Source organism: Fundidesulfovibrio magnetotacticus, from assembly GCF_013019105.1.
In the GTDB taxonomy this organism is placed as follows: domain Bacteria; phylum Desulfobacterota; class Desulfovibrionia; order Desulfovibrionales; family Desulfovibrionaceae; genus Fundidesulfovibrio; species Fundidesulfovibrio magnetotacticus.
Window position 1 is genome coordinate 163,223 of record NZ_BLTE01000006.1, and the last position, 19,469, is coordinate 182,691.

Consider the following 19,469-nt stretch of genomic DNA (forward strand, 5'->3'; position numbering starts at 1 on the left):
CCCCGGAGGCAGCGCGGCGCGGGCCTTGACCCCGCGCCCGGGCGCGGTCATCCTGGGCGCAAACCGCCCAAGCAGGGAGCACCCCGTGGAAGAACTCGCACGCGCCATGGCCGCCTGGATGGACGACCGCGCCCACAACGCCCTGGAACCCGGTTCGTCCCTGCCCGCCTTCGACGCGCCCCTGCTGGGCTGCGCCTCGGGCGCGGACCCTCTCTTCGCGCGCATCCGCGCCGACATCGGGGAGGACTTCTACTGGTCACCGGCCCAGGCTCACGCCTGGGCCTTCCCGGACGACCCGGCCGAGGACGAAGAACTCTCCGTGATCGCCTGGGTCCTCCCCCAGACCCGAGACACCCGTCAGGCGCATCGCAAGGCCCGCGAGCTGCCCAGCGCCCAGTGGAGCAAGGCCCGGCATTACGGGGAGCAGGTCAACGAGGCCCTGCGCCGCCACGTGGTGGAGCTTCTGGCCGCGCGCGGCGTGCGGGCCTGCGCCCCGGCGCTGCTGCCCCAGTGGGGGCGGGCCGTGTCGGAGCGCTTCGGCTTTGCGTCCACGTGGTCGGAGCGCCATGCGGCCCACGTCTGCGGCCTGGGGTGCTTCGGGCTCTCCGACGGGCTGATCACCCGGGCGGGCAAGGCCGTGCGGGTGGGCTCCGTGGTGGCGCGCGCGGCGTTCGCGCCCACGCCCCGGCCCTACGAGCGCCACGACGAGTGGTGCCTGCGCGCCCGGGGCGTGCCCTGCCGGGCCTGCATGAAGCGCTGCCCGGCCGGGGCCATCAGCGAAGCCGGGCACGACAAGGGCAAATGCAAGGCCTACATCCGGGGCGTCACGGCCCCGTGGGTGGCCTCGGACCAGCTGGGCTTCCCCGTGAACAGCTGCGGCTTCTGCCAGACCGGCACGCCCTGCGAGGCGGGCGTGCCGCCTGTGAAGAAGTCCCGTTAGCGGCCGCCGGGGAGTTGTCCACGGGCCGCTAGAGCCGGGCCACGCCCAGGAACACGGCCATGAGCGCCCCGGCCAGGGCCGCGTAGGCGGGCTCCGTCCACGGACGCGACCGGCCCAGGAACGTGAGCGAGAGCACCCCGTGCGGGCAGCGCTCCAGGCAGTCCCGGCACAGCGAACAGGAGACGCCCGGCGCGCGCCGGGCCAGGTCTTCCGGGCGCAGGGCGTCGTAGCGGCAGGCCCGGGCGCAGCGCCCGCAGCCCGTGCAGCCCTCGGCCACGGCCAGACGCCAGGGCGAAAGCCTGCCCAGGAGTCCGGCCGCCAGACCCATGGGGCACCAGCCTGCGCAGTGGGCCATCACGCCCAGGCGGCGCGAGACGAAGAGCATCACCCCCACCCCCGCCAGGCCGAACCCGGCGGCCAGGGCTCCGGCCGTCCAGGCCGGAACGCCCGCGCGTCCCATCGCCCAGGCTCCGCCCAGCGCCAGGGCGGCCAGGACCGCGCGCGCCGCGCGCATGCGCCGGGGGGCCTCGGCGGGGCGCTTGAGCGCCTGGGAGCAGGCGCTGTCCCAGGCCCCGATGTAGCACAGGTGGCTGCACCAGCCCGGCCCCACAAGAAGCACCGCCCCGGCGAAGAGCGCGAGCATGAACAGGCCCTCGCCCCGGTAGAGCGGCCCCGCCGCGATGAGCGCGGGCACGGGCAGGTGCAGCGCGCCGCTCATGAGGAAGCGGTCGAACCCGGCCAGGCCCAGGGCCAGCTGGGCGAAGAAGGCCGCGGAGAAGACGCCCCAGAGCAGCCTGCGCGCCCGGCCGCCGTCCTTGCGCAGCAGGGCCTCGGCGGCGAAGCCCGCGTAGAGGGCCAGGAGCGCCGCTTCCAGCCACCCCGCGCCAGGGACGAAGCGCTCGGCCAGGAGCATGGGCCGCGCGGCCTTGAGCTGCACTGCGGCCAGCCCCGCGAAGGCCAGCGCGGCGGCGGCGAGGCCCGGCCAGGGGGAGCGCCCGGCCAGGGCGGGCGAGGCCGCGACCGCGCGCGGGGCCACCTCGGAGCGGCCCTCGCGACTTGCCGTCTCCTCCTCCGGGCTCGCTCCTGTCGGGCCTTCGGGGGCGGCGTCTCCCGGGCTCTCCCGCCCGGCCCGCGCCGTGGGGGAAAGGGGGCGCTCCAGGGCCCAGGCCGCCGCAAGCGGGACCAGGGCCGAGGCAGAGAGGATCAGGGCCAGGCGCATCCAGGGCGCGCCCATGGCGGAGCGCAGCATGATGAAATGGAGCATGGTGTCCACCAGCACCAGGCTCCCGGCCAGCAGCGCCAGCTGGGCCGCGCGGCGGGCGAATTCCCTGCCGGTGAACAGGGCAAGCGCCGGGACCAGCCAGGCCAGGGCCTCGGGCAGGCCGTGCCAGCGGTGGGCGTGGGCCGCCGGGAGCAGGAAGCCCAGGGCCGCCAGGAGCGTCAGGAGCGCGCGTCGCATCGGTACCTCCACGTCGTCGGAGGCATTCCTACACGCCAACGGTCACGCGGGGTTTGATTTGCGTCAAAATGCGGGTACACCCACGCCCCATGGAGAAAAAATCCCCTTCCACCCTGTCGATCCTGGCCAAGGCGCCGCTGTTTTCCGGTCTTTCCCCGGCGCAGCTCGCCACGCTCGAAAACAACTCCGCCGTGCTCCGGCTGGACAAGGGGCAGGTGGTGTTTTTCGAGGGCGCGGAGGCCAAGGGCCTCTACGTGCTGCTCTCGGGACAGGTGAAGATCTACAAGTCCTCGTCCGAGGGCAAGGAGCAGATCCTCCACGTGCTGGGGCCGGGCGAGCCCTTCGCCGAGGTGCCCATGTTCCAGGGCACGCGTTTCCCGGCCAACGCCATGGCCATCCAGCCCAGTTCGGTGCTCTACCTGGAAAAGAGCGTGCTCACCCGGCTCATGGAGCGCGACGCGGGCTTCGCCATGGCCATGCTGGCGGCCCTCTCCCAGCGCCTGCGCCAGATGGCCACCATGATCGGCCAGCTCACCCTGCGCGAGGTGCCCGCCCGTCTGGCGGCCTACCTGCTGCACCAGTCCGAGGGCAAGGACTCCCCAGCCTTCGATCTGGACATGAGCAAGGGCCACCTGGCCGGGTTCCTGGGGGCCACGCGCGAGGCGCTCTCCCGCGCCCTGGCCCGCCTGGAGGACCAGGGATACATCACCATGCGCGGGCGCAACATCACCATCGAGGACTTCGAGCGCCTGCGCGAACTCTCCGAGGGCGAGACGCGCCTGAAGTAGCGCCGTAATCCCGACGCTCCGGCCCTCCGTACGGGGCTGCCCGCCGCGCCGACGGGCGACGCCCGGACGCCGGGCTGCGCCGGGCCGGACGGCGGCCGGACACGGCGCGCCCCCGGCCCCCCGCGCACCGCCGCTCCCTCGTGGCCTGGATGTTGCTAACGTCCCAGGGCCATGACCAGACCCTTCCGTTTCACCCTCGCCCAGGTGCTCGACTACCGCGAACAGCTGGAAGACCAGGCCAAGCTGGCCCTGGCCAAGGCCCAGCAGGCCCTCCAGGAGCGCCTGGAGGCCACGGCCCGCCTGGACGCCTCCCTGCGCGAACACCTGGAGCGCATGGCCCGCGAGGGCGCGAGCGCCGCCGACTTCTGGCTGGGACGCAACTACGCCCGCCGCCTGGAGGAGGAACTTGCCTTCTCCCGCCTGGAGGAGGCGCGGCTGGCCCAGGACGTGCATCAACGCAGGCTCGAGCTGGTGGAGCGCTCCAAGGAACGCAAGCTTCTCGAAAAACTCAAGGAAACACAGGCGGTTCGCCATGAACGTGAAGAGCATCGCAAAGAGCAGGCCCAATTCGACGAAATGGCGACCCTTCGCTACCAGCCCCCGGTTGTCTAAGGTCCTGCTGGCGGCCGCCGGCCTCGCGGCCGTGAAGCTCGCGCTGCTGCTCTTCATGGGGCTCTCCACGCCGGGCCAGCGCCAGCAGGCCCAGGCCCCGGTTGCCGCGCCACCGGCCCAGATGGCGGCCCAGATGGCGACCGCGGCCGCGCCAGTCCAGCCCGCCCCCAAGTCCGCGCTCCAGTCCGCCGCATCGCCCCCAGGGCAAGCCCCGGCCGCTAGCGCCCAGGCCCCCCTGGCGGCCGTGCGCGCCTCCATCCTGGAGGACGCCCCGGCCCACGCCGCCCAGCAGGCTCCCGCCCAGGACAAGAAGACCCCGGCCCAACCCCCGCAAGGCGTGCTCACCCTGGAGCAGCTCAAAACCCGCGCCGAGGAGCTGGAGCGCCGCGAACAGGCCCTGAAGTCCCTGGAATCGGACCTGAACACCCGCATGACCCAGCTGCAGAACCTCGAGAGCCTGCTCAAGGGCATGCTGGCCGAAGCCAAGTCCCTCAAGGACGAGAAGCTGCGCCACCTCATCGACGTGTACACCAACATGAAGGCCAAGCAGGCCGCCTCGGTGCTGGAGACCCTGGACGAGCAGATCGCCGTCAAAATCCTGGCGGGCATGAAGGGCCGCCAGGCCGGCGAGATCCTGACGTTCGTCTCGGCCAAGAAGGCCGCCAAGCTCTCCGAAGACCTCACCAAGCTCCAGACCGGCCCCGAGCTGCCCGAAAAGCCCTAGGCCCGGCCCCCAATGACGCCCTCCCGGCCCCGTCCGCGCGCACGCGCGGGCGGGGCCGGGCCTTTTTCCCGTCGTAGATCATCGCCTCGTACTGCCGCGCCCGCACGGGCGGGGCCGGACCTCTGCGGCCCTCCCGCTCTGGCGTTCTGTTCCCAAAGCTCTTTGCGGCGAAAACCGCTTCACACGATCCTTTCACAATGGTAAGTTGAAGCTGGTTTCACCTAACCGCGACCGATCCCTTCGGATCGTTGTCAGGGCAGCCCAAAGCCGTGTCCGTCGGCTGTCCCCAAGGACTCGCCATGGATGACCCGAAGGCCCGGATTCCGACTAGCCGCATCGTGCTCGCCCTGGCCATCCCGCTCCTGGCGTTCGCCCTGCAGTGGACCTTCTGGGCGGCCATCAAGCCCTACGCCTGGTTCCTGTTCTTCCCCGCCGTGTTCTTCAGCTCCTGGGCGGGGGGGCTGCCCGGGGGACTAGCGGCCACGCTTCTGAGCACGGCGCTCGCCACGTTCTTCTTCATCGCTCCCGACCTTAAACTGCTGCTGCAAAGCCCCATAGGTCTCGTCTCCATCGGGATGTTCATGTGCATGGGCGTGCTCTTCAGCCTCTCCCACGACCGCCTGCGCAGGGCCAACCTCCGCGTCGCCAAGTCCCTGGCCCAAGTCACGGAAGCCAACAGCCGCATCCATGAGGCCAACCAACAAATCACCCGTCTCTACGAAAAGACCCGGGAACTTGACGAGCTCAAGACCCAGTTCTTCGCCAACGTCAGCCACGAGTTGCGCACCCCGTTGGCCCTGATCCTCGGACCCGTCGAGAACACCCTGGCCAGGCGCGATCTGCCGGAGCAGGTCCAGCGCGACCTGGAAATGGCCCGCCGCAACGCCGGGCTGCTCCATCGCCACGTGGACGACCTGCTCGACGTGGCCAAGCTGGAAGCGGGGAGCATGGTCCTCAACTACGCAGAGCTCGACCTCGCCCGGCTCATCCGTCTCACGGCGTCGCACTTCGAGTCCCTGGCCAAGGACAACGGAACGCTTCTCTCCCTGAGCTTTCCCGACGAGCTGCCCGCCCAGGTGGATGCCCAGAAGTGCCAGCGCATCGTGCTCAACCTGCTCTCCAACGCCTTCAAGTTCACCCCGCCCGGCGGCAGGGTGGAGCTTTCGCTGGAGCAAAGGGAAGGCAGCGCCGTGCTGCACGTGCGCGACAACGGCCCGGGCGTGCCCCCTGACCTGCGCGAGGCCGTCTTCGAGCGTTTCCGCCAGGTGGACGGCGGGACGCAACGCCTCCACGGCGGCACCGGCCTGGGCCTGGCCATCGTCCGGGAACTCGCCCAGTTGCACGGGGGCAGCGTCACGCTGGACGAGGCTCCCGGCGGCGGCGCCCAGTTCTCGGTCACGCTGCCCCTGGCCGCGCCTCCGGGCACGACGATGCTCCCCGCCCCCGAACTGCTGGACGAGGAACCCGCACGCCAGGTCGTGGAGGAACAACGCGTCCACACCGGGCACAAGCCGTCCGGGTCCGCCGGGACCTCCCCGGACGCGCCCCTGATTCTCGTGGCGGAGGACAACCCGGACATGAGCATGTTCATCCGGTCCACGCTCTCGCCCCGGTTCCGGGTCGCCGCGGCCGAGGACGGCAGGGAGGCCCTGGACATGGCCCTCGCCCTCAAGCCGGACCTGATCCTCTCCGACGTGATGATGCCCGGAGCCAGCGGCAGCTGGCTCGTGCGGGAGCTGCGTCTCCACCCCGAAATGGACGACGTCCCCGTGGTGATGCTCACGGCCAAGGCCGACGACGCCCTGAGGGTGGAACTGCTCAGGTCCGGCGCGCAGGATTACGTCACCAAGCCCTTTTCCAGCGAAGAGCTCCTGGCCAGGGTGGAGGGCCTGCTCCGGGAGCGCAGCCGCCACGAGACGGCGCTGCGAGCCTTCCGCAAGCGCTTCCGCGACACCTTCGAGCACGCTGCCGTGGGCATCGCCCATGTGGCCGCCGACGGGGCCGTGCTCCTGGTGAATCAGAAACTCTGCGACATCATGGGCCGCACCCGCGAGCAACTGATGCAGGCCGCGCCGCGAGACCTGCTCCACCCCGGCTGCATGGAGGAAGGGAAGCGCCTCGTGGCGACACTGCTCGAAAGCGGACAGGAAAGCCTGTGCCTGGAGACCCGTTGGCTGCGTCCCGGCGACGTCCCCCTCTGGACGCTGGTCACGGCGACCCTGGTCCGCGACGACGCGGGCGCGCCAGACTACTTCATCGCCGTGGTGGAGGACATCCAGCGCCGCAAGCGGGCCGAGGAGGACATCCGCCACTCCCTGTGCGAGAAGGAGATGCTCCTGCGGGAGATCCACCATAGGGTCAAGAACAACCTCCAGATCATCATGAGCCTCGTGAACCTCCAGGCCGCGGACACCGAGGACCCCAAGGAACTGGAACGCGCGGAGACCCTCGACCGGCGCATCCACTCCATGGCCCTGGTCCACGAACAACTCTACCGCACCAGCGACTTCGCGGCCGTGGACCTCGCCAACTACATCCGCGACCTGGCCGGCAAGCTGGCCCAAACCTTCGACACAGACGTCGGGAAGGCCTGCCTGGAGATCGAAACCTGCCCGCTGTCGATTGGCATCGACAAGGCCGTGCCCTTCGGCCTGCTGCTCAACGAGCTGATCACCAACGCCTTCAAGCATGCCGCCCCCGGCAGGGGGGGATGGACCCTGCGCATCACCCTGGAACGCCAGGGCTCTCAGGCCCTGCTCGCCGTACAGGACAGCGGACCGGGGTTCCCTCCCGGCTTCGACCCCGAAAACCAGAAATCACTGGGTTTCCAGCTCGTGATGGGCCTCGTGCACCAGATCGCCGGGAAGCTCGCCATCCCGCATTGCTCGGGCGCGCGGGTGGAGGTTCTTTTCCCGGTGGAATGCTTCGACCTCGTGTCCGATGCCACCCCGGAGGCCCCGCCCGAAGACGCCTCGGGGGCTTGACCCCCGCGCCCCGAGCGTGTTCCATGCCCGGCCCATGGAACCTACCCTCCGCCTGAAATGCACCCTGGCCTACCAGGGCACCGACTTCGCGGGCTGGCAGTATCAGCCCGAGGGGCGCGGGCGCAGCGTGCAGGCCTGCCTGGAAGAGGCCCTGGCCCGCCTGGCCGGACGGCCCGTGCGCGCCCACGGGGCCTCGCGCACCGACGCGGGCGTCCACGCCCTGCATCAGGTGGCCCACGCCGACGTGCCCGCCGCGCGCGCCCACCTCCCCTGGCGGCGCGCCCTCAACGCCCTCCTGCCCAGGGACATGGCCGTGCTCGCCGCGGAGGAGGTCTCCCGGGAGTTCCACGCCCGCTACGACGCCACCGCCAAGACCTACGCCTACACCTTCTGGCTGGAGCAGGGCTTCCTCCTGCCCCAGCGCCGCCCCTTCGTCTGGGACGCGGGCAGCCTGGACCTGGACGCCATGGACGAGGCGGCCCAGGCCTTCGTCGGCAGCCACGATTTCGCCGCATTCCAGAACGCGGGCACCCCCGTGGCGGACACCGTGCGCGAGGTCTTCTCCATCACCCGCCACCCCGGCCCCACGCCCCACGAGGCCGTCTTCCGGGTGCGGGGCGGCGGCTTCCTCAAACAGATGGTGCGCAACATCATGGGCTGCCTGGCCTTGGCCGGGCAGGGTAAAGCAAACGCCCAAACCGTCCGATCCCTCCTGGAGACGAAGGACAGGACCCTCGCCCCGGCAACCGCCCCGGCCAGGGGGCTCTGCCTCGAACACATGGAGTTCGGCGGACGTGGACGAAAGCGGCGTCACCAAGGTCCAGACGGGGACCCTGGCGAGCACCTCCCGGATCAAGAGCGACTGGGCGGCCTCTGAGGTCTTGTCGCGCGCGGGCGACGCCCTGGACCGCCGCCTCGCCGCCCTGCCCGCCAACCCCCTGCTGAGCGGCCTGGACACCCGCCTGAGGGCCTTCGAGTCCGCCCTGGGGGCCTTCGCCTGGCCCCAGGCCCGCATGGTCACCGGCAGCGGGGACGCGGCGGGGAAGATCGCCGGGGTCACCCGGGACGCCGACCAGGCCACCCCCCTGGTGAAGATCGCCTCCGGCGGCTTCGAGGCCTCCGCCCAGACCTCCCTGGCGGCGGGAAGCTATTCCTTCGATCTCTCCCTGGGCCCGGACACCCAGACCCTGAACGTGGACGTGGCTAGCGCCGACACCTGGGGCGACGTGCTGGGCAAGGTCGGCGACGCCGTGAACCAGTCCCCCCTGGCCGCCCGGGCAGACGTGGTCTACCAGAACGCCGCCTTCCAGCAGGCCCCCTCCATGCCCGGCACGGGCGCCGTGCTGGCCCTCTCCGTGAACCCCCTGCGCCAGGACCAGGACCTGCGCGTCTCCGACCGCTCCGGCGACCTGCTCGCGCAACTGCGACTGCGCGCGGCCAACCGCGCCGTGGGCCCGGCCCAGGAGGCCTTCTACTCCGTGAGCGGCCAGGCCACCGCCCTGCCCACCTTCTTCTCCTCCACGCCCACGGACCCGCGCGCCGCCACGACCCTGGCCACCGGACGCCACGACCTGGGCATCGCCACCGGAATCGGCCCCCAGGCCTCCACCTACATCTCCAAGGCCTTCACCCCCTCCGACGCCACCACCCTGGCCGCCGGGACCTACACCTTCTCCTCCGCCTACGACGGCGAGACGCGCTCCCATTCGGTCATCGTGGGGTCCGGCTGGTCCTGGGGCGACGTGCTCCAGGCCGTGGGCGCGGAGCTGAACGGGCAGCCCGTCTGGGTCAAGTCCGCAAGCCCCACGCTCTCGGCCTCGTCCACGGCCTATTCCCAGCCCGGGGTCACGGCCTCGGTGGGCTACTGGCCCATCCCCTCCACCACCACGCCGGGGGCCGCCACCGACGGCAGCTCCCTCACGGTGACCGGAGCGGCCGGGAAGGACTTCGCACTCGCCGACGGCGCGGGCGGCCTGCTTTCCAGCCTGGGCCTGACGGCGAAGCTCACCGGCACGCCCGTGTCGTTCAACGTGGCCCCGGGCGACACCTGGGAGGACGTGTACCGCTCCGCCTCCGTGGCCATCGGCGGCAGCCAGCGCTCCCTCGGGGCCGCCACGGCGGGCACGATGATCCCCTCCACCGTGACGCCGGGCAAGGATCTCCACCACCAGGGCGCGTTCCTGGCGTTGACCCAGCTCAACCAGCGCATCGGGGAGCGCGTGTCCCTCACCGACGGGCGCACCGGGGTGCTGGACTCCCTGGGGGTGCTGAGCCGCGAGCGCCCCGGGCGCGACGGGATGATCACCGTGAACGGCAGGGAGATGGTCTCGGAGAACGACGCCTTCAGCCTGGACCAGGGCCGCGTGCTCCTTGGGCTGGAATCGGTCTACGCGGAGGACGTGCCCCTGGCCGTGACCTCGGGCATGGAGGCCACGGAGAAGGGCTGGAGCGGGATCACCGACGCCTGGAACTCGCTTTCACGCTATCTGCGGGCCAACGAGGACCAGTTCGCGGCGGGGCTGGGGCAGCGCCTGGAGGCCCCCCTGGCCTCGCGGGCTGGGGACCTGCGCTGGATGGGCGTGACCACCGCCGGGCGCACCGGCCAGCTGTGGACAAACTCGCGGACGTTCTGGAGTTCGTTCCTGGCGGACACGGACCGCGCCCGCGCGGCGCTCTGGGCGCCCGCCACGGGGCTCGTGCCCGCCTGGAAGGCGGCGGCGTCCTCGGTGCGCGCCGCCGGGCTGGAGAGCTGGCTCTCGGGCGGGGCGGACCGGGAGTCGGGGCTCTCCTTCGAGGCCTCGCGCCCGGCCCTCACCAGCGAATTCCAGCTGGAGCAGAAGCACCGGCTGATGAAGCTCCTGGGCTGAGCGGCCCCGTCGTCGCCGGGCGGGCTGCCGCGCAGTGCGCGGCCGGAGCGCGGGCGCGGGCTCAGATGCGTCGGCCCGAGAGCAGCCAGAAGTCGGCCAGGGTCAGGCAGACCATGGCCTCCAGCACAGGGTTGATGCGAGGGATGGCGCAGGCGTCGTGGCGTCCGCCCACGCGCACGGTGGTCTCCTCGCCGGAGGTGGTGGTGGTCAGCTGTTCCTTGGCGACGGAGGGAATGGGCTTCACGGCCGCGCGCACCACGATGTCCTGGCCGGAGCTGATGCCGCCCAGCATGCCGCCCGCGCGGTTGGAGGCGAAACCCCGGGGGGTGATGGGGTCGTTGTTCTTGGAGCCGTAGTTGCGAGCCGCCGAGAACCCGGCCCCGATCTCCACGCCCTTCACCGCGCCCACGCCCATGAGGGCGTAGGCCAGGCGCGCGTCGAGTTTGTCGAACACGGGTTCGCCCAGCCCGGCGGGCATGCCCGTGGCCGTCACGCAGACCACGCCGCCGATGGAGTCTCCCTCGGAGCGCACCAGCTCCACGCGGTCGGTCCAGATGTCCACCACGTAGTCGTCCGGGGCGTAGAAGGGGCGCGTGTGGGCGTTCAGGGGGTCCATGCACTGGGCGGGCACGTCGCCCATCTCGGTGGTGTAGGAGTACACCTTCACGCCGCCGCGCGCCAGGATCAGGCGGGCCACCTCGCCCCCGGCCACGCGGGCGGCCGTCTCGCGGGCAGAGGCCCGGCCGCCGCCCCGGTAGTCGCGCACGCCGTACTTGGCCTGGTAGGTGTAGTCGGCGTGGCCAGGCCGGAAGATGTCCTTGATGGCCGAGTAGTCGCGGGAGCGCTGGTCGGTGTTCTCGATCACGAAGGCGATGGGCGTGCCGGTGGTCACGCCCTCGAACACCCCGGAGAGGATGCGCGCGCGGTCGGGCTCGTCGCGGGCCGTGGAGGCCAGCCCGCCCTGGCCGGGACGGCGGCGGTCGAGGCCTTGCTGGAGGTCGGCCTCGCTCAGGGGGAGCCCGGCGGGGCAGCCGTCGAGGACCCCGCCGATGGCCGGGCCGTGGGATTCGCCGAAAGTGGTGAGCCGCAGAAGGCTTCCGAAGGTGTTGGCGTTCATGGCCGCGCACGCTAGCCCTTAACCCGCCCGGGGGCAAGCCGGGGATTCGCTTTACATGCTCCAGCCCGGAGTTTAATAACTGGAATCTATCCCCCAAAAGGAGATTCCGCATGAGCATGCTGGCCTGGAACGACCGTCTCGCCGTGAACATCAAGGAGATCGACGACCAGCACAAGAAGCTGGTGGACATGATCAACAAGCTCCACGACGCCATGAAGGGCGGCAAGGCCGACGCAGTGGTCCTGGGCATCGTGGACGAGATGAAGAAGTACGCCGCCTCCCACTTCGCCACCGAGGAGCGGCACATGAAGGCCCACGCCTACCCCGAATTCGCCGCGCACAAGGCCGAGCACGACAAGTTCGTGGCCAAGGTGCTCCAGGTGGAAGCGGACTGCAAGTCCGGCAAGTGCGCCATGTCCATGGACATCCTGAACTTCCTCTCCAACTGGCTGGTGAACCACATCAAGGGCACCGACAAGAAGTACGGCCCCTACCTCAACGCGCGGGGCGTAAAGTAGGGCCATGCCTTCCCCAGGCGAACTCGCATCCCGGACGGCCGTCGCGGCGGCCGTCCTGTCGGCGGCCGCGGCGTCCGCCCCCTGGGCCGGGCTCCCTTCCTGGGCGGGCGCGGCGGCCGGGCTGGCCGCGGCGGGCCTTGCCGGGGCGGCGGCCCTGTGGGCCTCGCGCGGCGAAAGGCAGCTCCTGGGCCGCGTCCGCGAACTGGCGGGCATCGCCCCGGACCAAGCCGTGCAGGACCCCCTGGAGGCCGCCGCGCGCCGCTCCCGGGAGGACCGGGAGGCCCGCGAGCGCGCCCTTGGCCTGCTGGAGAGCTTCCCCTTCCCGGCGATGACCCTCACCCGCGCCGGAACCCTGCGCTGGATGAACCGCTCCATGGCCGGGGTGCTGGGCACGCCCCCGCCCGCGCGCGGCGCGGCCATGGACCCCCTGTTCTTCGCCTCCACCTCGGCCGGCGGCTGGGAGGCCCTGCGCGGCGACGCCCGGACGGAGGACCTGCTGCGCTTCACCCGGGGCGAGGCCTTCTTCCTCTTCCAGTGCGTGGTTCAGGAGGTGGGCGACAACGAGGACCGCTGGCTCGTGATGCTCGTGGACATGACCTCCTCCAACATGGACGCCGAGCGACTGGCCGCCCAGCAAGCCGAGATCCGCCAGCTGGCCCGCAAGATCCGGGGCACCACCGCCCGCCTGGAGCAGGACGCCCGCGCCATCAGCGAGACCCTGCAGCGGCTGGTGGACACCATGGCCGACTCCCAGGGCCAGGCGCGCCAGGTCTCCTGCGCCATGCAGGAGATGACCGACAACGTGCGCATGGTGGCCACCGTGGCCGCCCAGTCCCACGCCACCTCCTCCGAGGCAGAGGGCAGCGCCCGCGAAGGCATGGAGGAGGTGCGCCACACCGCCCAGGTGACGCGCAAGGTGGTGGACTCCTACGCCGGGCTCCAGGCCATCATGACCCAGCTGGTGGAGCGCGGCGGGCGCATCCGCAACGTGACGCAGATCATCTCCGACATCGCGGACCAGACCAACCTCCTGGCGCTCAACGCGGCCATCGAGGCCGCCCGGGCCGGGGAGTCCGGCCGGGGGTTCGCGGTGGTGGCCGACGAGGTGCGCAAGCTGGCCGAAAAGACCCTGGCCGCCACCCGCGAGGTGCACGAGGCCGTGGGCGCCATCGACGCAAGCTCCCACGAAGCCCTCGAAGCCATGAACGCCACCAAGGGCGACATCGAAAACGCCTCCGGGCTCGTCCACGACGTGGAGGAGCGCTTCTCCGCCATCGCCAAGGCCATGGTGGAGACCTCCCAGGCCATCGGGGACATCGCCCGGCGCGCCGAAAGCCAGTGCGCCTCCAGCTTCGAGATCAACATGTGCGCCATGAACGTCACGGACAACTCGGAGGAGGTCACCGAGACCGTGGGCGAGACCAGCCGCGAGCTCAAGGCCCTGGTGGAAGAGGCCGCCAACGTGCGCGACCTGGCCGGACGCTACCTGGACGGCGGCAACGACGAGAGCGAACACCGCGCCCACGACCGCATCTACGTGAAGGCTTACGCCTCCCGCCTGACCTGCCGCGTGGACCTGGGCGGCCGCCAGGCCATGGGCGAAGTGCTCGACGTGAGCCCCGGCGGCGTCCGGCTGCGCCTGCTGGAGGAGGCCCAGCCCCGCGAGGGCGGACGCGCCGCGCTGGCGGCCTGCTCCTGCAAGGGCGACCTGGGCCTGGACGGCCGCGCCGGAGTGGTGCGCTGGTGCTCGGGCAGGGACGTGGGCCTGGAGTTCGACAACCCCCTGCCCTATTCCGCCGGCCGCCTCCAGGCCCTGGTGGCGCAGGCGTAGCGCGCGGACGCAGAAGAGCTGCCCCGCTTTGCCGAACGGTCCGGACCAGGACCAGCCGCGCGCCCGCCCCGCCGGGACGGCGCGCGCGGCCGTCTGCGAACCGCCAGACTGCGGCGGCCTGGCGGCGCGCCCCGCTCACTCCTCGCGCACGCGCAGCTCGATGGCGTCGAAACGCCAGGATTCGTGCTCCACGGTGACCACCTGGCCCGCGCCGTCGGTCTTCACGCGGCGAATGTACAGGCCGGGCGAGCCCCGGGGCACGTCCAGCTCCGCGCAGACCTCGACGGGAAGGAACTCCGGGCGCACCAGGAGGTCGGTCTGGACCAGGGCGACGCCGTAGTCCTCGGCGGCCACCTGGGTCATGGCCCGGTCGCGGATGCGGGGCACGATGCCCTCCAGGCGTCCGGCGTGCAGGAAGTTGCGCACGTAGGCCACCTTCTGCCCGTCCAGGAAGAAGACGTTCTCCACCTCGTACACCCGGGTTCTGGCCGGGAAGAGCCCGGGGCCGCAGGCCTCGTGGGCCCCGTCCAGGAGCGGGGCGCCCCGGTCCACGGTGGTCCAGCGGGCCGCGCGGCCCTGGGCGGCGGCCAGGCGGGCGAAGTTCACGTGGCGCGCGGGGTTGTGGGTCAGGCGCGCGGGCGTGACGTACCAGCCCCGGCGGTCCAGCCGGTGGATGCGCCCCTCTTTCTGGAGCTGCAGGAGGGCGTGGCGCACGGTGTTGCGGTTCATGCCCGTGCGGGCGCAGAGGGCGCGCTCGCTGGGCAGCCGGTCGCCGGGGCGCAGCGCGCCGGAGGCCAGCTCCGCGAGGATGAGCTCGCGCACGGCCTGATAGAACTTCGGTTTGTCCATGGGGCCTCTGGGCTTGGGTTGCGCCGTGGCTATGACGTGAAATTGTCGCGGTGTCATCACCGTTTCGTTGCGCAGCTCCTGGAAATCTGGGTTAACCCAATTGCCAGCGCGAGGCCATCCATGTATGGGGCATGGAACACGCCGGAAGCGCGGCCCCGCAGGCCACGCCATCGTCCGGCGCGGGCTGGTCATGCGCGGCGCGGACACGGCAACCCCTCCCAGGTCCGCGCGCGGGGAGCACCGAGAGGGACGCAGGAGAGCCTCCATGCAACTGACCCGATTCTGTCTCGCAGGCCTTCTCACCCTGGCCCTGGCCGCCACGGCCTCGGCGGGAACCCTGCAGAACGTGAAGAAAGACGGCTTCCTCAAGTGCGGGACCCACGTGGAAAACCCCGGCTTCTCGGCCCTGGACGACAAGGGCCAGCGCATCGGCTTCGACATCGACTTCATGCGCGCCGTGGCCGCCGCCGCCAACGTGCCCGAGATCAAGTACGTGCCCCTCAACTCCAAGGAGCGCATCCCGGCCCTGCAGTCGGGCGAGATCGACCTGCTCGTGCGCACCACCACCCAGACCATGAACCGCGACACCGCCCTGGGCCTGAGCTTCACCACCGTGACCCTCTACGACGGCCAGGGCTTCATGGTGCGCAAATCCTCGGGCGTGAAAAGCGCCAAGGACCTGAACGGCGCGGCCATCGGCATGGAGACCGGCTCCACCACCGAGCTCAACGTGGCCGACTTCTTCCGCAAGAACGGCATGAACTACAAGCCCGTGGTCTTCGAGAAGCAGCCCGACGTGCGCAAGGCCTACGACGAAGGCCGCTGCGACGCCCACACCACCGACATCTCGGGCCTGGCCGCCCAGCGCTCCCTGATGAAGGACCCCGCCGAACACGTGATCCTTCCCGAGGTGATCTCCAAGGAACCCCTCGGACCCTTCGTGCGCAAGGACGACGCCCAGTGGACGGACATCGTGCGCTGGGTGGTCTGGCTGACCATCGCCGCCGAGGAATACGGCGTCACCCAGGCCAACGTTGAAGAGATGTTCGCCAACAGCAAGGACCCCGAAGTGCAGCGCATGCTGGGCAAGACCGGCACCCTCTGGACCGACCTGGGCCTGGACCAGGGCGCGCCCGTGCGCGTGATCAAGGCCGTGGGCAACTACGGCGAGATCTTCGAGCGCAACCTGGGGCCCAAGACCCCCCTGCGCATGGAGCGCGGCCTGAACGCCCAGTGGACCAAAGGCGGCCTTCTCTACTCTCCGCCCTTCCGTTGATCGAGCGCCGCAGGACCGGTCGCCGCACCGGCTCCGAACGGACTCCCGCGCCGGGCCAGCCCCCGGCGCGGGAACCCAGGGCGACGGGAAAACGGGGGGAGCGGGCCGGCCCTCCACCCGGCCCGGCCCGCCCTCTGGCGCGAACCGGCCCTGCGTGCCATACCCCGGCCCGGGGCGGCAGGCCCGGAGCGCCGACTCCCGCAATCCCAACCCCGGCCGGACGGCCGCATTGCCCATGAACCAACGCCCCGCCCCGCCGCAGGTCCCCTTCTGGCGCAGCCCCCAGGGCCGGGCCTGGACCTTCCAGATCGCCATGCTCGCGGCCTTCCTCTGGCTGGTGGCCGCGGCATACTCCAACGTGCTGGCCAACCTGGAGAGCCGGGGCATCAGCTCAGGGTTCAAGTTCCTGCGCAACGAGGCGGGCTTCCGCATCGGGGAGACCATGGGCGTGCCGCTTCCCGGCTGGGGCGTGTTCGTCATCCTGGCCGCCCTGGCCGCCGGGCTTGCGGCCTCCCGCCTGATGGCCCGCAGGGCGCGGAGCACGCCCGGCCCCCGGGGCGACGCCTGGTTCGCGGCGGGCGTGCTGGCCTGCGCCGGGCTGCCCGTCCTGGCCCTCTGGCTCACCCGCGACGCCGTGGACGTGGCCCACTACTCCGAAACCTCCAGCTACGGGCTGGCCCTGGCCGTGGGGCTGCTGAACACGCTCAAGGTCACGCTCATCGGGTGCGTGGCCTCCACGTTCCTGGGCCTGCTGGTGGCCCTGGGCAGGCTCTCGCCCAACTGGCTTCTGCGCACGCTCTGCCGCTGGTACGTGGAGCTCAACCGCAACCTGCCGGTGCTGCTCCAGCTTTTCTTCTGGTATTTCATCGTGCTCCAGCACCTGCCCGACGTGCGCAACTCCCTGAGCCTGGGCGAGTGGGCCTTCCTGAACAAGCGCGGGCTCTACGTGCCCGCCCTGGTCCCCCTGGACGGGGCCTGGCCCTTCTGCGCGGCGCTGCTGGCGGCCCTGGCCGCGGCCGTGGTGCTGCGCAGGCGCTCGCGCCGCCTGCGCGACGAAACGGGCGCGCCCGGTCGCTGGGTCGTGCCCGGGGCCTGCCTGCTCCTGGCCCTGCCCGCCCTTTCCTGGCTGGCCGCCGGGCAGCCCTTCGCCCTGGAGCTGCCCGCCCTGAAGGGCTTCAACTTCCAGGGCGGCACGGGGCTCTCGCCCGAATTCACGGCCCTTGTGGTGGGGCTCACGGTGTACGTGTCGGCCTTCAACGCCGAGATCATCCGCTCGGGCATCCAGGCCGTGCCCAAGGGCCAGCGCGAGGCCGCCCGCGCCCTGGCCATGGGCGAGGGCCAGGTGCTGCGTCTGGTGGTGTTGCCGCAGGCCATGCGCGTCATCGTGCCGCCCATGACGAGCGAATACCTGGCCATCGCCAAGTCCAGCTCCCTTGCCGTGGCCATCGGTTATCCCGATTTCGTCAGCGTGGGCGGCACGGTGCTCAACCAGTCCGGGCAGTCCATCGAGGTGGTGGGCATCTGGATGGGGGTGTACCTGGCCATCTCGCTGGTCATCTCGCTCGGCATGAACATCTACAACCGCAGGGTCGCCCTGGTGGAGCGCTAGATGGCCCCCGAAATCCCCGACAGGCCCCCGCCGCGCCTGGAGACCGGCGCTTTCGGATGGGTCCGGCGCAACCTGCTCTGGCCCTGGTACAACGCCGTGCTCACGGCCCTGTCGCTCCTGCTGGCGTGGTCGGCCGCGAAACCTTTCTGGAACTGGGCCGTGGCCAACGCCACCCTCACCCTGGACCCGGCCGTGGCCAGGCAGCACACCGGCGCGGCCTGGGGCTACATCCGCGACACCTGGCCCATCTTCATGACCGGCATCTACCCCGCCGAGGAACGCTGGCGGCCCCTGGCGGCCCTTGTGCTGGTGCTGGCCCTGGCGGGGCTCAGCCTTCTGCCCCGCCTGCGCCGGGGCCGGGCGTTGCGCCTGGCGTGGCTGGCCTCGCCCCTGGCGGTGTTCGCCCTGATCCACGGCGGCGGCTTCACGGGGCTGCCCGCCGTGGAGACCCACTACTGGGGCGGGCTGATGCTCACGGTGCTCCTCTCGGTGGTGGCCATGGCGGCGGCCTTTCCCCTGAGCGTGCTCCTGGCCCTGGGGCGCACCTCGGAGCTGCCCGTGGCCCGGCCCTTCTGCGTGGCCTACATCGAGGTGGTGCGCGGCGTGCCGCTCATCACCATCCTCTTCATGGCCTCGGTGGTGCTGCCGCTCTTTCTGCCCTCGGACGTGAAGCTCGACAAGGTGATGCGCGCCATGGTGGGCATCACGCTCTTCTTCGCGGCGTATCTCGCCGAGAACATCCGGGGCGGTCTCCAGGGCATCCCCAAGGGCCAGTACGAGGCCGCCGACGCCCTGGGCATGGGCTACTGGAAGAAGATGACCGTGGTCATCCTGCCCCAGGCCCTGCGCATCGTCATCCCGCCCATGGTGAACAACTTCATCGCCATCCTCAAGGACACGTCCCTGGTGGGCATCGTGGGCCTCATGGACCTGTTGCAGATTGCCTTCGCCACCACGTCGAGCCCCAAGTGGTTCGGCCGCCTGGAGGAGGCCAACGTCTTCATCGCCTTCTGGTACTGGGTGCTCTGCTACGGCATGTCCAGCTACAGCGCCCGCCTGGAACGCAAGATCCCCTCGGCGGACAGATAGGGGCCAGCCATGACCGAGCACCAAGAATTCATCCCCCCGCACCTGGCCCAGGCCCCCCTGGCCATCGACATCCGGGGCCTCAACAAGTGGTACGGCCGCTTCCACGTGCTCAAGGACATCCACCTGCGGGTGCGCCAGGGCGAGAAGGTGGTGGTGTGCGGCCCCTCGGGCTCGGGAAAGTCCACGCTCATCCGCACGGTGAACCGCCTGGAGGAGCACCAGGAGGGCGACATCGTGGTCAACGGCGAGCATCTCACCAACGACGTGCGACAGATCGAGCGCGTGCGCCGCGAGACGGGCATGGTGTTCCAGCAGTTCAACCTCTTCCCGCACATGACCATCCTGGACAACGTGGTCTGCGGCCCGGTGCACGTGCGCAACATGCCGCGCGCCAAGGCCCTGGAGCTGGCCATGGGCTACCTGGAGCGCGTGGGCATCGCCGAGCAGGCCGCCAAGTTCCCGGGACAGCTCTCGGGCGGCCAGCAGCAGCGCGTGGCCATCGCCCGCGCCCTGGCCATGCAGCCCCGGATCATGCTCTTCGACGAGCCCACCTCCGCCCTGGACCCGGAGATGATCAAGGAAGTGCTCGACGTGATGCGCGAACTGGCCGCCCAGGGCATGACCATGGTCTGCGTCACCCACGAGATGGGCTTCGCCCGCGAGGCCGCCGACACCATGGTGTTCATGGACAAGGGCCAGATCGTGGAGCGCGCCCCCGTGCGGGAGTTCTTCACCGCGCCCCGCGAGGAGCGCTGCCGCCAGTTCCTGGACCAGGTTCTCAACCGCTGAGCCGCACCGGCCGGAGA

At 71.0% G+C, this 19,469-nt stretch carries 16 protein-coding genes; 13 read left to right on the forward strand and 3 right to left on the reverse strand.

The window, feature by feature from the left end:
- The first annotated feature begins 85 nt into the window (after positions 1 to 85).
- On the forward strand, positions 86 to 940 hold the full coding sequence (locus tag NNJEOMEG_RS08425) for a 4Fe-4S ferredoxin (protein WP_235956885.1): 855 nt from the start codon (positions 86 to 88) through the stop codon (positions 938 to 940).
- A 28-nt stretch (positions 941 to 968) separates the two neighbouring features.
- Here the strand turns inward: NNJEOMEG_RS08425 and NNJEOMEG_RS08430 are convergent, their stop codons facing one another.
- On the reverse strand, positions 969 to 2,399 hold the full coding sequence (locus NNJEOMEG_RS08430) for a 4Fe-4S binding protein (protein WP_173083301.1): 1,431 nt from the start codon (positions 2,397 to 2,399) through the stop codon (positions 969 to 971).
- Between the two features lie 89 nt (positions 2,400 to 2,488).
- Between NNJEOMEG_RS08430 and NNJEOMEG_RS08435 the strand changes: the two genes are divergently transcribed.
- The 6 genes from NNJEOMEG_RS08435 (at position 2,489) to NNJEOMEG_RS08460 (ending at position 10,374) form a co-directional block, all read left to right on the forward strand.
- Positions 2,489 to 3,187 (forward strand): Crp/Fnr family transcriptional regulator, encoded by a 699-nt coding sequence (locus NNJEOMEG_RS08435; protein WP_173083303.1) that lies wholly within the window; start codon positions 2,489 to 2,491, stop codon positions 3,185 to 3,187.
- A 171-nt stretch (positions 3,188 to 3,358) separates the two neighbouring features.
- Positions 3,359 to 3,799, forward strand: coding sequence for a flagellar export protein FliJ (fliJ, locus tag NNJEOMEG_RS08440; RefSeq protein WP_173083305.1), 441 nt, complete (start codon positions 3,359 to 3,361; stop codon positions 3,797 to 3,799).
- A complete protein-coding gene (locus NNJEOMEG_RS08445) occupies positions 3,792 to 4,523 on the forward strand; it encodes a MotE family protein (protein ID WP_235956886.1) in 732 nt (243 codons plus the stop codon). The genes fliJ and NNJEOMEG_RS08445 overlap by 8 nt, the downstream gene beginning before the upstream one ends.
- Positions 4,524 to 4,822: 299 nt before the next feature.
- The gene (locus tag NNJEOMEG_RS08450) at positions 4,823 to 7,507 is read left to right on the forward strand and encodes an ATP-binding protein (protein WP_173083307.1); all 2,685 of its coding nucleotides are present in this window, start codon (positions 4,823 to 4,825) and stop codon (positions 7,505 to 7,507) included.
- A 34-nt stretch (positions 7,508 to 7,541) separates the two neighbouring features.
- Positions 7,542 to 8,384, forward strand: a complete 843-nt coding sequence (gene truA / locus NNJEOMEG_RS08455; RefSeq protein WP_173083309.1) for a tRNA pseudouridine(38-40) synthase TruA — start codon at positions 7,542 to 7,544, stop codon at positions 8,382 to 8,384.
- Positions 8,302 to 10,374, forward strand: coding sequence for a hypothetical protein (locus NNJEOMEG_RS08460; protein WP_173083311.1), 2,073 nt, complete (start codon positions 8,302 to 8,304; stop codon positions 10,372 to 10,374). Before truA ends, NNJEOMEG_RS08460 begins: the two co-directional genes overlap by 83 nt.
- A gap of 61 nt (positions 10,375 to 10,435) precedes the next feature.
- On the opposite strand, the gene aroC is transcribed toward NNJEOMEG_RS08460, so the two are convergent.
- Complete coding sequence (gene aroC / locus NNJEOMEG_RS08465; protein ID WP_173083319.1) at positions 10,436 to 11,491, reverse strand: chorismate synthase; 1,056 nt, start codon at positions 11,489 to 11,491, stop codon at positions 10,436 to 10,438.
- A gap of 110 nt (positions 11,492 to 11,601) precedes the next feature.
- On the opposite strand from aroC, the gene NNJEOMEG_RS08470 reads away from it, so the two are divergent.
- Together NNJEOMEG_RS08470 and NNJEOMEG_RS21105 are read left to right on the forward strand one after the other, a co-directional pair.
- Positions 11,602 to 12,009 (forward strand): bacteriohemerythrin, encoded by a 408-nt coding sequence (locus NNJEOMEG_RS08470; RefSeq protein WP_235956887.1) that lies wholly within the window; start codon positions 11,602 to 11,604, stop codon positions 12,007 to 12,009.
- A 4-nt stretch (positions 12,010 to 12,013) separates the two neighbouring features.
- Positions 12,014 to 13,840, forward strand: coding sequence for a methyl-accepting chemotaxis protein (locus NNJEOMEG_RS21105; protein WP_173083327.1), 1,827 nt, complete (start codon positions 12,014 to 12,016; stop codon positions 13,838 to 13,840).
- A gap of 135 nt (positions 13,841 to 13,975) precedes the next feature.
- Here the strand turns inward: NNJEOMEG_RS21105 and NNJEOMEG_RS08480 are convergent, their stop codons facing one another.
- Positions 13,976 to 14,689, reverse strand: a complete 714-nt coding sequence (locus tag NNJEOMEG_RS08480; RefSeq protein WP_173083329.1) for a GntR family transcriptional regulator — start codon at positions 14,687 to 14,689, stop codon at positions 13,976 to 13,978.
- Between the two features lie 265 nt (positions 14,690 to 14,954).
- On the opposite strand from NNJEOMEG_RS08480, the gene NNJEOMEG_RS08485 reads away from it, so the two are divergent.
- The 4 genes from NNJEOMEG_RS08485 to NNJEOMEG_RS08500 all read left to right on the forward strand — a co-directional run bounded on the left by NNJEOMEG_RS08485 (position 14,955) and on the right by NNJEOMEG_RS08500 (position 19,452).
- Entirely contained in the window at positions 14,955 to 15,965 is a 1,011-nt protein-coding gene (locus NNJEOMEG_RS08485; protein ID WP_173083331.1) for an amino acid ABC transporter substrate-binding protein, read from the forward strand.
- A gap of 235 nt (positions 15,966 to 16,200) precedes the next feature.
- Entirely contained in the window at positions 16,201 to 17,574 is a 1,374-nt protein-coding gene (locus NNJEOMEG_RS08490; RefSeq protein WP_173083333.1) for an amino acid ABC transporter permease, read from the forward strand.
- Positions 17,575 to 18,663, forward strand: a complete 1,089-nt coding sequence (locus tag NNJEOMEG_RS08495; protein WP_173083335.1) for an amino acid ABC transporter permease — start codon at positions 17,575 to 17,577, stop codon at positions 18,661 to 18,663.
- A gap of 9 nt (positions 18,664 to 18,672) precedes the next feature.
- Entirely contained in the window at positions 18,673 to 19,452 is a 780-nt protein-coding gene (locus NNJEOMEG_RS08500; protein ID WP_173083337.1) for an amino acid ABC transporter ATP-binding protein, read from the forward strand.
- Positions 19,453 to 19,469 lie beyond the last annotated feature (17 nt).

Excerpts from the sequence above, each read along its gene's own strand:
- NNJEOMEG_RS08430 (WP_173083301.1), bottom strand. The coding sequence starts at position 2,399 with ATGCGACGCGCGCTCCTGACGCTCCTGGCGGCCCTGGGCTTCCTGCTC.
- NNJEOMEG_RS08435 (WP_173083303.1), top strand. The coding sequence starts at position 2,489 with ATGGAGAAAAAATCCCCTTCCACCCTGTCGATCCTGGCCAAGGCGCCG.
- fliJ (WP_173083305.1), top strand. The coding sequence starts at position 3,359 with ATGACCAGACCCTTCCGTTTCACCCTCGCCCAGGTGCTCGACTACCGC.
- NNJEOMEG_RS08450 (WP_173083307.1), top strand. The coding sequence starts at position 4,823 with ATGGATGACCCGAAGGCCCGGATTCCGACTAGCCGCATCGTGCTCGCC.
- truA (WP_173083309.1), top strand. The coding sequence starts at position 7,542 with ATGGAACCTACCCTCCGCCTGAAATGCACCCTGGCCTACCAGGGCACC.
- aroC (WP_173083319.1), bottom strand. The coding sequence starts at position 11,491 with ATGAACGCCAACACCTTCGGAAGCCTTCTGCGGCTCACCACTTTCGGC.
- NNJEOMEG_RS08470 (WP_235956887.1), top strand. The coding sequence starts at position 11,602 with ATGAGCATGCTGGCCTGGAACGACCGTCTCGCCGTGAACATCAAGGAG.
- NNJEOMEG_RS21105 (WP_173083327.1), top strand. The coding sequence starts at position 12,014 with ATGCCTTCCCCAGGCGAACTCGCATCCCGGACGGCCGTCGCGGCGGCC.
- NNJEOMEG_RS08480 (WP_173083329.1), bottom strand. The coding sequence starts at position 14,689 with ATGGACAAACCGAAGTTCTATCAGGCCGTGCGCGAGCTCATCCTCGCG.
- NNJEOMEG_RS08485 (WP_173083331.1), top strand. The coding sequence starts at position 14,955 with ATGCAACTGACCCGATTCTGTCTCGCAGGCCTTCTCACCCTGGCCCTG.
- NNJEOMEG_RS08490 (WP_173083333.1), top strand. The coding sequence starts at position 16,201 with ATGAACCAACGCCCCGCCCCGCCGCAGGTCCCCTTCTGGCGCAGCCCC.
- NNJEOMEG_RS08495 (WP_173083335.1), top strand. The coding sequence starts at position 17,575 with ATGGCCCCCGAAATCCCCGACAGGCCCCCGCCGCGCCTGGAGACCGGC.
- NNJEOMEG_RS08500 (WP_173083337.1), top strand. The coding sequence starts at position 18,673 with ATGACCGAGCACCAAGAATTCATCCCCCCGCACCTGGCCCAGGCCCCC.